General features: G+C 68.4%; 14 protein-coding genes and 1 pseudogene. 7 read left to right on the top strand and 8 right to left on the bottom strand.

Going from position 1 to position 14,536, the window contains the following annotated elements; genetic code table 11:
• Positions 1-185: 185 nt before the first annotated feature.
• Positions 186-1,556, top strand: coding sequence for a DEAD/DEAH box helicase (locus ACWPN3_RS20970; RefSeq protein WP_109445539.1), 1,371 nt, complete (start codon positions 186-188; stop codon positions 1,554-1,556).
• Positions 1,557-1,678: 122 nt separating this feature from the next.
• Here ACWPN3_RS20970 and ACWPN3_RS20965 read toward each other — a convergent pair whose 3' ends face one another.
• From ACWPN3_RS20965 to cobS, 4 genes and pseudogenes are all read right to left on the bottom strand, one after another.
• Complete coding sequence (locus ACWPN3_RS20965) at positions 1,679-1,864, bottom strand: pyridoxamine 5'-phosphate oxidase family protein (protein WP_492241029.1); 186 nt, start codon at positions 1,862-1,864, stop codon at positions 1,679-1,681.
• Positions 1,865-1,949: 85 nt separating this feature from the next.
• Positions 1,950-2,114 (bottom strand): annotated as a pseudogene (locus ACWPN3_RS20960) (pyridoxamine 5'-phosphate oxidase family protein); the annotation flags it as partial.
• 148 nt (positions 2,115-2,262) lie between these two features.
• Positions 2,263-2,907 carry a histidine phosphatase family protein gene (locus tag ACWPN3_RS20955; protein ID WP_492241028.1) on the bottom strand — a complete coding sequence of 215 codons (645 nt, stop codon included), beginning with the start codon at positions 2,905-2,907 and terminating at the stop codon, positions 2,263-2,265.
• Entirely contained in the window at positions 2,904-3,740 is an 837-nt protein-coding gene (cobS, locus tag ACWPN3_RS20950) for an adenosylcobinamide-GDP ribazoletransferase (RefSeq protein WP_492241027.1), read from the bottom strand. Before cobS ends, ACWPN3_RS20955 begins: the two co-directional genes overlap by 4 nt.
• A gap of 141 nt (positions 3,741-3,881) precedes the next feature.
• Between cobS and def the strand changes: the two genes are divergently transcribed.
• From def to truA, 3 genes are read left to right on the top strand one after another with little or no spacing between them, the layout of a single operon-like run.
• Positions 3,882-4,394, top strand: a complete 513-nt coding sequence (gene def, locus ACWPN3_RS20945; protein ID WP_109445545.1) for a peptide deformylase — start codon at positions 3,882-3,884, stop codon at positions 4,392-4,394.
• A gap of 33 nt (positions 4,395-4,427) precedes the next feature.
• Positions 4,428-5,384, top strand: coding sequence for a methionyl-tRNA formyltransferase (fmt, locus tag ACWPN3_RS20940; RefSeq protein WP_492241026.1), 957 nt, complete (start codon positions 4,428-4,430; stop codon positions 5,382-5,384).
• Between the two features lie 5 nt (positions 5,385-5,389).
• On the top strand, positions 5,390-6,127 hold the full coding sequence (gene truA / locus ACWPN3_RS20935; RefSeq protein WP_492241025.1) for a tRNA pseudouridine(38-40) synthase TruA: 738 nt from the start codon (positions 5,390-5,392) through the stop codon (positions 6,125-6,127).
• Positions 6,128-6,133: 6 nt separating this feature from the next.
• Here the strand turns inward: truA and ACWPN3_RS20930 are convergent, their stop codons facing one another.
• On the bottom strand, positions 6,134-7,156 hold the full coding sequence (locus tag ACWPN3_RS20930) for an alpha/beta hydrolase family protein (RefSeq protein ID WP_492241390.1): 1,023 nt from the start codon (positions 7,154-7,156) through the stop codon (positions 6,134-6,136).
• Positions 7,157-7,158: 2 nt separating this feature from the next.
• Positions 7,159-8,043, bottom strand: coding sequence for a LysR family transcriptional regulator (locus ACWPN3_RS20925; RefSeq protein WP_109445551.1), 885 nt, complete (start codon positions 8,041-8,043; stop codon positions 7,159-7,161).
• Positions 8,044-8,128: 85 nt separating this feature from the next.
• On the opposite strand from ACWPN3_RS20925, the gene ACWPN3_RS20920 reads away from it, so the two are divergent.
• Positions 8,129-8,734 (top strand): cysteine hydrolase family protein, encoded by a 606-nt coding sequence (locus tag ACWPN3_RS20920; RefSeq protein WP_492261721.1) that lies wholly within the window; start codon positions 8,129-8,131, stop codon positions 8,732-8,734.
• A gap of 44 nt (positions 8,735-8,778) precedes the next feature.
• Here the strand turns inward: ACWPN3_RS20920 and ACWPN3_RS20915 are convergent, their stop codons facing one another.
• Positions 8,779-10,389 (bottom strand): ABC transporter substrate-binding protein, encoded by a 1,611-nt coding sequence (locus ACWPN3_RS20915; RefSeq protein ID WP_492241023.1) that lies wholly within the window; start codon positions 10,387-10,389, stop codon positions 8,779-8,781.
• Positions 10,390-10,588: 199 nt separating this feature from the next.
• Between ACWPN3_RS20915 and ACWPN3_RS20910 the strand changes: the two genes are divergently transcribed.
• Positions 10,589-11,608, top strand: a complete 1,020-nt coding sequence (locus ACWPN3_RS20910) for an aspartate-semialdehyde dehydrogenase (RefSeq protein WP_109445557.1) — start codon at positions 10,589-10,591, stop codon at positions 11,606-11,608.
• 86 nt (positions 11,609-11,694) lie between these two features.
• Positions 11,695-13,005 (top strand): branched-chain amino acid ABC transporter permease, encoded by a 1,311-nt coding sequence (locus ACWPN3_RS20905; RefSeq protein WP_492241022.1) that lies wholly within the window; start codon positions 11,695-11,697, stop codon positions 13,003-13,005.
• Between the two features lie 62 nt (positions 13,006-13,067).
• On the opposite strand, the gene leuC is transcribed toward ACWPN3_RS20905, so the two are convergent.
• Positions 13,068-14,471 (bottom strand): 3-isopropylmalate dehydratase large subunit, encoded by a 1,404-nt coding sequence (gene leuC, locus ACWPN3_RS20900; RefSeq protein ID WP_492241021.1) that lies wholly within the window; start codon positions 14,469-14,471, stop codon positions 13,068-13,070.
• Positions 14,472-14,536: the final 65 nt, after the last annotated feature.

The raw sequence follows: 14,536 nt of genomic DNA, 5'->3' as shown, positions 1-14,536 counted from the left end.
TGATTGCGCAACGGCAGCCCTCCTGGGGGCAAACGTCCCGGTGTTCTAGGGACGCTTTGGCCGCTGCATCGGATAGACGCCTCTCCCTCTATCGACCTCCTCCCGGCGAGTCCGCCGGTATGTCCCACGCCCGCCATCGGGGCGCGCGGGGCTGTGCCGTGTTGCTTTGAGAAGGTTGTTACGACTTGACGTTTTCCGAACTCGGCCTGCACCCGCTCGTCCTGAAGGCCCTCGAGGCGTTCGAATACACCACCCCGACCCCGGTCCAGCTCGCCGCCATTCCGCCGGCGCTCCAGGGCCGTGACATCCTCGCCACCGCCGAGACCGGCACCGGCAAGACCGCCGCCTTCATGCTGCCGGCGCTGACCCGCACCGCCGAGCTGCCGCTGAACGGCGCCGCCACCCCACGCGTGCTGGTTCTGGCCCCGACCCGCGAGCTGGCCAAGCAGGTCACCGACGCCGCCCGCAAATACGCGAAGTTCATGAAGCTGAACATCGTGGACGTGGTCGGCGGCATGCCCTACCGCGAGCAGCTGCGCCTGCTGTCGCGTCCGGTCGACGTTCTCGTCTGCACCCCGGGCCGCCTGCTGGACCATGTCGCCCGCCGCCGCATCGCGCTGGACGAGGTCGAGGTGCTGATCCTCGACGAGGCCGACCGCATGCTGGACATGGGCTTCCTCGACGATGTCGAGACCATCGCCAAGTGCTGCCCGCCGACGCGCCAGACCATGCTGTTCACCGCCACGCTGGACCGCCGCATGGCGCAGCTGGCCGGCAACCTGCTGCGCAACCCGGAGCGCGTGGCCGTCGAGAGCCAGGCGACCGCGATCAACGTCGAGCAGCGTCTGCACCATGCCGACGATCTCGACCACAAGCGCCGCCTGCTGCAGCATTTCGCCGCCCAGGAAGAGGTCGGCAAGGCGATCATCTTCGCCGCCACCAAGCGTGATGCCGACACGCTGGCCGAGGAGCTGAGCGCCGCCGGCCATGCCGCCGCCGCCCTGCACGGCGACATGGACCAGACCAAGCGCAACCGCACGCTCCAGCGCCTGCGCACCGGTCAGGTCCGCCTGCTGGTCGCCACCGACGTCGCCGCCCGCGGCATCGACGTGCGCGACATCACCCACGTCATCAACTTCGACCTGCCGCGTTCGGCGGAGGACTATGTCCACCGCATCGGCCGCACCGGCCGCGCCGGCGCCTCGGGCGTTGCGATCTCCTTCGCCGCCCGCGCCGACCGCGAGACGCTGGTCCGCATCGAGCGCTACACGAAGGCGACGCTCGAGGTGCATGTGGTGCCCGGCCTGGAGCCGACGCGTCCCTTCACCACCGGCGGCGCCGGCCGTCCGGCCGGTCGCAACGGCCGTCCGGGTGGCGGCGCCGGCAAGCCGTGGCACCGCAACGGCGAGTCCAAGGGCCCGCACGCCCCGCGCGGTCCGCGTCCGGACTATGCCCGCAATGACAACCACCGCGGCGACGCCCGCCCGGACCATGGCCATGCCCGTCGTGAAGCCCACGGCAACGGCAAGCCGGCAGCCCGTGCGAAGAGCTGGTAAGCAGCGCCCCCCGCGCTTCTTAAGCCTTGAATGAAAAAGCCCTCCCTGTTGGCCTCGCGGTCGGCAGGGAGGGCTTTTTCGTGTCAGGCCGGCATCTACAGCCGGCTTTCACCAAAACGCGATTACTGGAACGCGATCTTGGCGTGGTCGCCCGGGTCCGGCGACTGGCCGGTCAGCTTCGCCTTCACATAGCCATAGGCGTAGACCATGGTGCTCGACGGGCTGTCCCAATATTCCGCCTGATCGACCGACACCTTCAGCAGCGCCACCTCGGGATCGTCCGGACCCTGGGGGAACCACGTGGTCATGATGTCGCGCCACAGGAAGCGGATTCTTTTCGCGGTCGCGCACGACTTCGGCGACGCCGGAGGCGGACACGTAATCCTGCTTGTCGGGGTTGGCATAGGCGAGGTTGACGCGCCAGTGGCGGTCGATCTCGTCCACCTTCTCGGAATGGGCGCGGGTGAAGAACCACAGGGTGCCGTCCTCGAACCCGGCATGGGACAGCGTCGCCATCGGACGGGAGTTCATCCGGCCGTTGTCGTCCAGCGTGGTCATCATCGCGACCTGGACGCCCTTCATCATCTCCCAGAGCTTCTTGACATCGCCCTGGTCGGGGCTGTGGCCGTGGCCGGCGGTGGTGCTATGGACCATGGTCTGCCTCTCGTTCGGTAGCCCAACTGAGACTGGGGAACGCCCGCCGCGGTCAGAAAGTTCCGGCCTGCTGATTCACTCCCCCGACAGACCAGGATCCCGTCCCGGCGTGGTGGTGGTCGATCCGGGTCAGCGACCAGGGGTCGATCCGCAGGCGCAGCGCCGCCTCCGGCGTCAGATCGAGCGCCAGTGCCAGCGCGCCGCGGATGGTGCCGGCATGGATCACCGCAACCAGATCGCGTCCGGCATGGAGGTCGGTCAGCCGCAGCAGCGCGTCCGCCGTGCGGTCCATCACCGTGGCGAAGCTCTCGCCGCCCGGTGGGGCATGGCGGGCCGGGTCGGCCCAGAAGCGCGCCGCCGCCTCGGCATCGCGGCGGGCCGCGGTGTCGTGGCTGATGCCCTCCCAGTCGCCGAAATCCTGCTCGGCCAGCGTCGGCTCTACCACGGCGGTGCCGGCAAAGCGGGGGTTACGGCTCCACAGGGCCTGGGCGGTCTGGCGGCTGCGGCGCAGCGGGCTGGTCAGCCACAGGGCGTCGGTGGGCAGGCCGGCTGCGAGGGCATCTGCCGCGGCGCGGTTGCCGGTGTCGGCCTCGCGGTCGCTCGACCCGCAGATGACGTTGTCCGGATTGCGGACCGGCGCATGGCGGATCAGCCACCAGCGGGTGACGGTCAGGGGGGTGATGCTCAAGGCGGTCATGCCGCTGCTCCGATGGCCGCTGGTCCAATGAGGGCCGACAGGGTCAGCAGCACCGCGGCCTCCGCCGCCTGCTGCGCCGCGCCGAAAACGTCGCCGGTGTGACCGCCGATCTGCCGCCGGGCAAGCGCCGCCACCGCGGCCACCGCCAGGAGAGCCGCCGCAAGCGCGGGAAGGACAAGTCCGCCGAGCGCCACGGCGGCGATTGCGATGCCGAAGAGGAGCGCCAGCAGCACCGTCGCCATCGCCGGCCGGCCCTGCGCTGCCGCCAGCCCGTCGCGCCGGGCCGCCGGCAAAACGCGGGCCATCGCCGCTAGCCCGCAGCGCGACAGGGCGCCGCTTGCCGCCATCGCCGCGACCGCCGCCGGCACTGGCAGGGCGGCCAGGGCGGCGGCGCGGATGCCCACCGAGAAGACCAGCGCCAGCACGCCATAGCTGCCGACCCGGCTGTCGCGCATGATCTCCAGCTTGCGCGCCGGGTCGCGCCCGCCGCCGAAGCCGTCGGCCACGTCGGCCGCCCCGTCCTCGTGCAGCCCACCGGTCAGCCGGACGGTTGCCGCCAGGGCCAGCAGCGCGCCGGCCAGCGGCGGCAGGTGCAGGGTGGCGGCGGCGGCGTACACCGCCGCGCCGGCCAGCCCGATCAGCGCGCCGACCGGCGGAAACCAGCCCATCGCCCGCGCCGATGCGCCCTCGGCCAAGGGGCCGCTGAGCAGGCCATTCAGCGGGCCGAAGGGGGGAAGGGGCAGGCGGGTCAGGAACACCAGCGCCAGGGCGGCGTCCTGAGTCCAGCGCGGCGGCGGGGAGGGAGCGGTGGTGGCATCCGGCATGATCGGCATCGACTACGCCCAACCGGCGCCGGGCGCAACCCCGCACGGCGGGCGGTTCTGCATCGTTCGCATAGGTCCGATTCCTTGACCGAAACGCTCGGTCCGCCTACTTTGTCCGTTTGAACTTTCCCTTACCAGCATCGAGCACCCATGGCCCGTCTTCCGATCCTCGTCGCCCCGCATCCGATCCTGAAGCGCAAGGCGCAACCCGTCGCCGAAGTGGATGCGCGCGTCGTCAAGCTGATGGACGACATGGTGGAGACCATGTACGACGCCGCCGGCATCGGTCTGGCCGCTCCGCAGGTCGGTGTGCTCGACCGTGTCATCGTCGTCGACGTCCATGAGAAGGGCGAGCCGCCGAACCCGATCCGCCTCGCCAACCCGGAAATCGTCTGGTCGTCGGACGAGAAGGCGGTGTGCGAGGAAGGCTGCCTGTCGGTGCCGGAACAGTACGCCGACGTCACCCGGCCTGTGCGCATCCGCGTCCGCTATCTGGATGAAAAGAACCAGCCGCAGGAGATCGAGGCCGACGGGATGCTCGCCACCTGCATCCAGCACGAGATCGACCATCTGAACGGCGTTCTGTTCGTCGACTACCTGTCGATGCTGAAGCGGAACATCCTGCTGAAGAAGGTCCAGAAGATGCAGAAGGCCACGGCCTGACCAGCCGCGCAGCAGATCGGCGATAAAAATCCAATGACCCCGCTCCGTCTCGTTTTCATGGGTACGCCGGATTTCGCCGTGCCCAGCCTTGCCGCGCTGATCGAGGCGGGGCATCAGGTCGTTTGCGTCTACAGCCAGCCGCCGCGCCCGGCCGGCCGCGGCCAGCAGGTGCAGAAATCGCCCGTCCACCGCTTCGCCGAGGAGCAGGGCATCCCCGTGCGCACGCCCAAGAGCCTGCGCAATGCCGAGGCCCAGGCCGAGTTCGCCGATCTCAAGGCCGATGCCGCCGTGGTCGCCGCCTATGGCCTGATCCTGCCGCAGCCGATCCTCGACGCGCCGCGGCTGGGTTGCGTCAACGTCCATGGCTCGCTGCTGCCGCGCTGGCGCGGGGCGGCGCCGATCCAGCGCTCCATCCTGGCCGGCGATGCCGAGACCGGGATCACCATCATGCAGATGGACATCGGGCTCGACACCGGCGCCATGCTGTCTCGGCAAGCGGTGGCCATCACCCCCGCCACCACCGCCAGCAGCCTGCATGACGAGCTGGCCGCACTCGGCGCCCGCATGATCGTCCCGGCGCTGGACGGGCTGGCCGCCGGCACGTTGGCCGCCGTGCCGCAGCCGGAAGAGGGCGTAACCTACGCCGCCAAGCTGACGCGTGAGGATGGCCGGCTCGACTGGAACCAACCCGCCGCCCATGTCGAGCGGCAGGTTCGCGCCCTGACCCCCTGGCCCGGCTGCTGGTTCGATGCTTCCAATGGTGAGCGCATCAAGGTTCTCGCCGCCGAACCCGCCTCCGGCACCGGCACGCCGGGCACGCTGCTCGACGACCGGCTGACGGTCGCCTGCGCCGACGGGGCGGTGCGGCTGACCAGGGTGCAGCGGCCGGGCAAGGCTCCGGTGGATGGTGCGGCCTTCCTGCGCGGATTCGCGCTGGCGGTCGGGCAGCCGGTCTCCGCTTCCGAAGCCGCCGAACCCGTGGCGGATTGACCATCGTGCAGCGCTGGAAACTGACCGTTGAGTATGACGGCCGCCCCTTCGTCGGCTGGCAGCGCCAGGACAACGGCCCCTCTGTCCAGCAGAGCCTGGAGGAGGCGGTGCACCGCCTGTCGGGCGAGGTGGTGCGGGTCCATGGCTCCGGCCGCACCGACGCCGGCGTGCATGCGTTGGGTCAGGTCTGCCATTTCGATCTGGAAAAGCCCTTCACCGGCCTGAAGCTGCGCGACGCCCTGAACTTCCACCTGAAGCCAGCGCCCATCGCGGTGCTGGAGGTGGAGGCGGTGACGGAGGAGTTCCACGCCCGCCTGACCTCGACCGGCCGCGCCTATGTCTACCGCATCGTCAACCGCCGCGCGCCGCTGGCGCTCGATGCCGGCCGGGCCTGGCACGTCACCCGTCCGCTGAACGCCGAGGCGATGCATGAAGCGGCGCAGGTGCTGGTCGGCCAGCATGACTTCTCCAGCTTCCGCGCCGCGCTGTGTCAGGCCAAGTCGCCGGTGAAGACGCTGGACCGGCTGGCCGTGGAGCGGCAGGGCGAAGAGATCCGCGTCCATGCCGCCGCGCGCTCGTTCCTGCACCATCAGGTCCGCAACATGGTCGGCACGCTGGAACTGGTCGGTGCCGGCAAATGGACAGTGGACAACGTCCGCCGTGCGCTGGATGCCCGCGACCGTGCCAAGGCGGGGCCGACCTGTCCGCCGGACGGGTTGTATTTCATGTCGGCGCGTTACTGAATTGGGTCAATTGCTGATCCGCTCCGGCTGCTCGGGCATGAATTGGAGCGTCTTCAACAGACTGTCCGTTTCGACGCCCTGGGCGCAGAGGCCGGTGGCGGTTTCGCCGAAATCGACCAGACCGTGGTAGCGGGGCGGCCGGGCCCGTTCGAGCGGGACCAACCAGGCCTTGTGCCCCCGTGCCGCCAAGCCGTCGAAATACAGTCGTTGGGTACGGAACAGCACATTCGTTTCCCGCGGATCTCCGATGACCAAGATCCGGCGCGCCGGATTGTTGGGAATCAGGTCGAGCGAGCGGTAGGGATCGAACCAAGTCTCCGGCTTTGCCAAGCGGGTCTTGACGCCATGCGCCTGGAGGTAGGCTTCGTAAGCGGAGGCACCGGACGAGATGACGGCGCATTTCAGGTCGGTGCGGCGGGCCAGGAATTCGGCCGTCAGCGTGCCTCCGGCACTGCTTCCACCGAGCGACCATTGCCCGATGCCATAGCGCTTCTTGAGCAGATCGAGATGGGCGTTCATCAGCGCCGCCTCGCGCGGGGTATGGCGCATGGTCCAGAATTTGCCGGAACTGCCATAAGCTCCCGGACGGGCCAGGAAAATGAAGGGCACGCCGAAGCGTGCCGACAAGACCCGTTCCTGTTCGATCATGCCGGCGACGCTCAACCCCTCCTGATGCCCGATCTGCTGCGGCCTGGAACCCATCACGTCGCCATGCATCCAGGCCGCGACGATCGGATTTGAGCCGGGCTTCAGGCCGGCCGCGTAATAGCGCAGGCATTCGCCGCGACCGTCGACCTCCACCCAGCTGGCGGTTTCCAGCGCCTCAAACTCGGCGCATTGCGTGCGGGTGACGCTTTTCCCGGCTGCGACAACCGTGTTGGTGAAGGTTTCGTCATTGGGCCGGGACTGCGCGTGGGCGGGGACTGCCGCGACGATGGCGAGGCCCACCAGACACAGGGAGCGGAACGACATGGCGGACAAGCCTTTTGTGGCGACAGCTGAAGGAGGGTGGTGGAGGTGGCGGGGCATCGTCAACCGCCTTCCAGCCTTTCCCGCTCCGCGGTGAAGACGGCCACCAGATGCTCGATCACCGTGCGTACCCGCGGCACGTCGCGGCGGTCGCGGTGAACCAGCAGCCAGACCTCGCGGGTTAATGGCGAGCAGGGCGGCGGACCGGACAACGGCTGCCGCACCAGTCCCGGCACGCCGTCCGCCAGCATGCAGGGCAGGAAGGCGGTGCCGAAGCCGGCGACCGCCGCCGCAAGCTGCCCCTGCACGCTGTTGGAGCGGAAGGCGACACGCCGGCCGCCGCCATGACGGTCCAGCCACAAAGCCTCCGGCAATTCCGCCATCGACTCGTCGTAGGCGATCAGGGTGTCGGACGCGTCCGGTGCCGCATACAGCCCATAGCCCAGCGTCGCCAGCCGCCGCCCGACCAGATCGCCGCGCTGCGGCCGGGCCAGCCGGATCGCCAGATCGGCCTCCCGCCGAGCGAGGCTGAGGGTGCGGTTGTCGACGATGATCTCCAGGTCCAGGCCAGGGTTGGCTGTCCGCAGCGGTCCCAGCCGGGGGATCAGGAAGATGTCGGCCAGCGCCTGGGTCATGGTCAGCCGCACGGTGCCGGTCAGCCCGGCCGCGTCGCCTTCGCGGCGTCTGATCGCCTGTGCCCGTTCGTCCATCGCCTCGGCCAGGGCGCGGACGCCTTCACCGTCCCCGGTGAGGACATAGCCGTCGGGCCGGCGCTCCATCAGGCTGCGGCCGAGCGTTGCCTCCAGCGCGGCCAGCCGGCGCCCGACCGTGGCGTGGCTCAGCCGCAGGCTGCGGGCCGCCGCCGACAGGCTGCCGGCGCGGGCCAGTTCCAGGAACACACGCAAATCGTCCCAATCGAGCGGGCCTGTGAATTTTTGGACAGCCATCGTGCAAGCATAGCGGATGGCTGAGCATCGGTGAACGGGGCAGCATCGCCGTCATCGATTTTCAGCGACCACGGAGCCTCTCGCGATGACGACTCTTCCTGCTCGGACCCTGCGCCAGATCGTCGGTGCGCCGGCCACCCCCGCCCCCTTGGACAAGGCGGTGCTGGTGCTGATCGACCTTCAGCGCGAATACACCGACGGCGCCCTGCGGCTGTCGGGTGTCGATGCCGCGGTGGAGCGGGCCGCGGAACTGCTGGTGCTGGCCCGTGCCAACCGCGTGCCGGTGATCCACATCGTCCATCACACTGCGGCGGGCGCCCCGGTGTTCGACCCCACCGGGCCGCTGGCGCAGATCGTCCCGGCCGTCGCCCCGCGCGACGGGGAACCGGTGATCGTCAAGAAGCTCGCCAATGCCTTCGCCGGGACCGACTTGCAGACTGTGGCGCGCGACAGCGGGCGGACGGAGATGATCGTCGCCGGCTTCATGACCCACAACTGCGTGAGCAGCACGGCGCGGTCGGCGGTGGACCATGGCTGGCGAGTGACGGTCGTGGCGTCGGCCACTGCCACCCGCGATCTGCCGGACGGCAAGGGCGGCGTGGTGCCGGCGGCCGACATCCAGCGCGGCGTGCTGACCGGCCTGTCCGACAGCCTCGCCGTGGTGGTCGAGGATGTGCGCGCCTGGGGGTGAGCCCATGGACCCAAGAAAGAGGGGGGCGGTGAGCCCCCCGCATCTTACTTCTTCTCGGCCTTCCAGTAGTAGTTGGTGTCGAAGCTCGGGCCCCAGACGAGGCCGTTGACGCTCTTGCGCTCGGCGACCATCTCGGTCTGCTGGAACATGATGACGAAGGGCGAGTCGGCGAGGACCGAGCGCTGAAGCTCCTCGTACATCTGGGCGCGCTTGGCGCCGTCGCGCTCCTCGATGGCGGCGGCGGTCTTCCTGGTCAGTTCCGGAATGTCCCAGGCGTTGCGCCAGGCCAGCGGCTTGGACTTGGCGTTGTCGCCGTTGTCCGGGTTGGAGGCGAAGGTGTCGGCGTTGGAGTTCGGGTCCTGATAGTCCGCACCCCACTGCTGGATCATCAGCTCATGGTTGCGGGCGCGGTACTTGGTCAGCACCTGCTTGCCGTCGCCGGGGATGATCTCGATCTTGATGCCGGCCTTGGCGGCGCTGGCCTGGATCGCCTGGGCCATGTCCTGGGTCGGATTGGTGTTGCGGACGTCCATGCTGACGGTGAAGCCATCGGGATAGCCGGCCTTCGCCAGCAGCTCCTTCGCCTTGGCCGGATCGTACTTGTAGGGGTTGTCGTTGACGGCCCCCAGGAAACCCTTGGGCAGGAAGGCCTGATGGACGGCGCCGATGCCGTTCATGATGGTTCCGGCCATGCCGTCATAGTCGACCAGATACTTGAAGGCCTCGCGCACCTCGGGCTTTGCCAGGGTGGCGTTCTTCTGGTTCAGGCTGAGATACCACAGCGTGCCCTTCGGCGCCTGGACCAGACGGATGGCGTCGCTCGACTTCAGCGGTTCGAACTGCTCCGGCTTCAGGTTGCGCGCGACATCGACGTCGCCCTTCTCCAGCAGCAGGCGCTGGGTCGCCGGTTCCGGGATGTGGCGGATCAGCACGCGCTTCAGCTTCGGGGCGCCGCGCCAGTATTTCGGGTTGGCGTCGAAGGTCAGCAGCTCGCTCGCCTTCCACTGCTTCAGGATGAAGGGGCCGGAGCCGGCGGAGTTGGTCTTCAGCCAGCCGGCGCCGAAATCGCCGTCCTTCTCCTTGCCCTTCACCAGCTTGGAATCGACGATGGAGGCCACGTCGGCGGTCAGGCAATAGAGCACGAAGGTCGGCGCATAGACCTTGTCGGTGGTGAAGACCAGAGTCTTCGGATCGGTGGCGCGCACCATCTGGTCGACATTCTCGGGCGTCAGGCCGAACTGGGTCAGGATGAAGGCCGGACCCTTGTTCATCTTCACCGCGCGGGAGAAGGACCACGCCACATCCTCGGCCGTCATCGGGTTGCCGGAATGGAAGGCGATGCCATCACGGATCTTGAAGGTGAAGGTCTTGCCGTCCGGCGACACGGTCCAGCTTTCTGCGGCCTCGCCCTCGATCTTGCTGACGTCGTTGACGTCGAAATGGATCAGCCGGTCATAGACCTGGGCGCTGTATTCCGCACCCGACAGCTCGAAGATCTCGCCGGGGTCGAGGCTGACGATGTCGTCGAACTGCCACGCCATCACCAGCGCGTCCTTCGGCGTGTCGGCAAGGGCGGGGGCGGCGAAACCGGCGAGGGCGAGAGCGGCGGCACCAAGAACTGTCTGCGCAATGAGGCCGCGCTTGAAGCTGGTCATCCGTGAAGTCTCCCTGGAGGCCCGTTCGGGCACTGTTGAGGGACGGAATCTTCCCGCCGCCTTCCATCGCATGTCAACCCGGCTGGAAGGCAGGTTTGATGTGGGACGGGTTGCAATTCGCAGGGAAAGTGCCTAGCTCCTAACGCCCTCCGGCACCATTCTTGTTTTCGCGGATATTCGGCAGAAGGAAACCCCCGTCATGGGCTATACCGTCGCGGTCATCGGCGCCACCGGCAATGTCGGGCGCGAGATCCTGCAAACGCTGGCCGAGCGGAAGTTCCCGGCCGACAAGGTCATCGCGCTCGCCTCCGAGAAGTCGATCGGCCAGGAGGTGTCCTATGGCGAGGACGAGATCCTCAAGGTCCAGGATCTCAACAAGTTCGACTTCCATGGCGTGGACATCGTGCTGTCGTCGCCCGGCGCCAAGGTGTCGGCCATCCATGTGCCGCGGGCGGCCGCCGCCGGGGCCATGGTGATCGACAACACCTCGCAGTTCCGCATGGATCCCGACGTGCCGCTGGTGGTGCCGGAGGTGAACCCGGAGACGCTGGTCGGCTATCGCAAGCGCGGCATCATCGCCAACCCCAACGGTGCCACCATCCAGATGGCGGTGGCGCTGAAGCCCCTGCACGACCGTTTCAAGATCCGCCGCGTCGTGGTGTCGACCTACCAGTCGGTGTCGGGCGCCGGCAAGGAGGCGATGGACGAGCTGTTCACCCAGACCCGCGCCATCTTCGTCAACGATCCGGTCGCCAAGAGCGTCTTCCCCAAACAGATCGCCTTCAACGTCATCCCCCACATCGACAGCTTCATGGAGGACGGCTCCACCAGGGAAGAGTGGAAGATGACGGTGGAGACCAAGAAGATCCTCGATCCGAAGATCAAGGTCGCCGCCACCTGCGTCCGCGTGCCGACCTTCATCGGCCATGCCCTGTCGATCAACATCGAGACGGAGGAACCGATCAGCGCCGAGGAGGCCCGCCTCGTCCTGCGCGCCGCCCCCGGCATCTCGGTGATCGACCTGCAGACCGGCGACGGCTATGTCACCCCGGTGGAGATCGCCGGCGAAAACCCGGTCTTCGTCAGCCGCATCCGCGACGACATCACGGTGGAGAACGGCCTGTCCTTCTGGTGCGTCGCCGACAACCTGCGCAAGGGCGCCGCGCTGAATGCCGTGCAGATCGCCGAGCTGCTGGTGCGCGATTACATGGTGGAGTGAAGGGACGGGTGGGGGCACAGTGCCGGCGCTTCCCACCCTTCCAAATTGTCGGTAGGCTGAACCGTCCCACCTGACCGGGCGGTTCCGTGCTCCGCATTCTGCCGCTGTTGTGCCTCGTCCTGCTGATGCTCACCGGGTGCGGCGTCGATGCCGACCAGGATGTGCTGTGCCGGAAACTGATCCCGGCCTTCGAACCCGGCCGCGTCACCGACCTGTCCACCCGCAGCTACACTGAGGACAAGCGGGTGCTGCGCGTCGATTACCGCAGCGGCAGCCAGTCCCACTGGATCGCCTGCCGTTTCGCCGGCACGTCGATGGAGGAGGGGCGGCGCACCCTGGTGGCGGTGGCGACCGATCGCAGCGGCTGGCTGACCGAGATGCGCTTCGCCATGCTCCAGCAATGGCTGCGCATCAAGCCGCCGCGCGACGCCATCGGCGGGGTCGTCGAGACTGAAAGGCCGCCGCCGACGCGCTGGACGCCCGCCCTGTTTCTGGCCCAACAAATCATCAATGCCGCCACCGTCGCCTGCGTCTATGGGCTGCTCGCGCTGGGCTACACGCTGGTCTACGCCATCCTCGGCCAGATCAATCTGGCGATGGGGGAGTTGACGATGGTCGGCGCCATGGTGACGGCGATGGCGGCGGCCGGGCTCGGCATGGCCGGCTGGGCGACATGGCCGCCGGCGCTGCTGGGCGTGCTGGTGCTGGTGATCGGCTTCACCGCGGTACAGGGCTGGACGATGGACCGGCTGGTCTTCCGCCGACTGCGCGGGGTGCGCAGCCACACGCCGCTGATCGTCGCGGTCGGGCTGTCCATTGCCTATCAGGAGGGGGTACGGCTGCTGCATGGCGCGCGCGACTGGTGGCCGGCGCCGGTGCTGACCGGACGCTACGACCTGCTGAGCGACGGCGCCTTCACCGTCACCGCGCTGACCGCGCAGCTGGCGATCCTGGTGCTGACGGGCGGGCTTTATGCCGCGCTTTGGGGAATCATGCAGCGCACCGCCTTCGGCCGGGCGCATCGCGCCTGCACCGACGACATCGCGGCGGCGGAACTGGTGGGGGTGGACGTCAACCGCACGGTGGCGGCGACCTTCGCCATCGGCGGCGGACTGGCCGCGGCGGCGGGGGCGGTGATCGCGCTCTATTACGGCGGGGTGAACTTCTTCACCGGTTACCTGATCGGCTTCAAGGCGCTGGCCGCAGCGGTGGTCGGCGGCATCGGCTCGGTGCCGGGGGCGATGCTCGGCGGCGCCCTGCTGGGGCTGGTCGAGACCTTCTGGTCAGCCTATTTCGCGCTCGCCTACAAGGACATCGTGGCGTTCGGGCTGCTGACGCTTTTCCTGATCTATCGGCCGCAGGGACTGATGGGGCAGGCAAGGGGCAGGGGGGACTAGCGAGAAAGCTTTGGCGTGGGCGCCCCCTCCCTCCGCAGTCGGAGAGAGGGGGCGAAGAGCCCTTACAGCGTGCGGACGTCCGTCAGGTGGCCGGTCACTGCCGCCGCCACGGCCATCGCCGGGCTGACGAGGTGGGTGCGGCCGCCGCGGCCCTGACGGCCTTCGAAGTTGCGGTTCGAGGTCGAGGCGCTGCGCTCGCCTGGAGCCAGACGGTCGGCGTTCATCGCCAGGCACATGGAGCAGCCCGGCTCGCGCCACTCGAAGCCGGCCTCGGTGAAGATCTTGTCCAGACCCTCTTCCTCGGCCTGCTCCTTGACCAGACCCGAACCGGGAACCACCAGGGCGCGGACGCCCTCGGCGACCTTGCGGCCCTTGGCGAGGTCGGCGGCGGCGCGCAGGTCTTCGATGCGGCCGTTGGTGCAGGAGCCGATGAACACGGTGTCGACCTTGACGCTCGACAGCGGCTGGCCGGGGGTCAGGCCCATGTAGGCGAGCGAGCGCTCGACGGCGGCGCGCTTGCCCTCGTCGGCGATGTCGGCCGGGTTCGGGACGGTAGCGGTGATCGGCAGCACGTCTTCCGGGCTGGTGCCCCAGGTGACCTGCGGCGCGATGTCGGCGGCGTTCAGCACGACGGTGGCGTCATAGACCGCGCCCTCGTCCGACGGCAGCGTCTTCCAGTACTGGACGGCCTGCTCGAAGGCGCCGGCCTTCGGCGCCAGGGCGCGGCCCTGCACATACTCGAAGGTCTTCTCGTCCGGGGCGATCAGGCCGGCGCGGGCGCCGCCTTCGATGGCCATGTTGCAGACGGTCATGCGGCCTTCCATCGACAGGTCGCGGATGGCTTCGCCCGCGAACTCGATGACGTAGCCGGTACCGCCGGCGGTGCCGATCTTGCCGATGATGGCCAGCACGATGTCCTTGGCGGTGACGCCGGGATTCACCTTGCCGTCCACGCGGATCAGCATGTTCTTGGCCGGCTTTTGCAGCAGGGTCTGGGTGGCCAGCACATGCTCCACCTCCGACGTGCCGATGCCGAAGGCCAGGGCGCCGAAGGCACCATGGGTGGCGGTGTGGCTGTCGCCGCAGACGATGGTGGCGCCGGGCAGGGTGAAGCCCTGTTCCGGACCGACGATGTGGACGATGCCCTGGCGGACGTCGTCCATCGGGAAATAGCGCACGCCGAAGTCGCGGGCGTTCTTGTCCAGCGTCTCCACCTGGATCCGGCTCTCCTCCTCGGTGATACCCTTGGAGCGGTCGGTGGTGGGGACGTTGTGATCGGGCACGGCGAGAGTGGCTTCCGGACGCCGCACCTGGCGGCCGGCAACACGCAGTCCTTCGAACGCCTGCGGGCTGGTCACTTCATGGACCAGATGGCGGTCGATATAGAGGATGCAGGTGCCGTCGTCCTGGCGATGCACGACGTGGCTGTCCCAGATCTTGTCGAACAGAGTGCGCGGCTTGGACATCGGAAAAACTCTCTCTCGCGGTACGACAGGCGCAGAAGAAACGGAGGCCGCACCATAGCCTTGTG

The organism is Azospirillum sp. UENF 111221, from assembly GCF_058780625.1.
The sequence above is the reverse complement of the archived record's forward strand: the minus strand, read 5'-3'. Positions and strand labels throughout refer to the sequence as shown.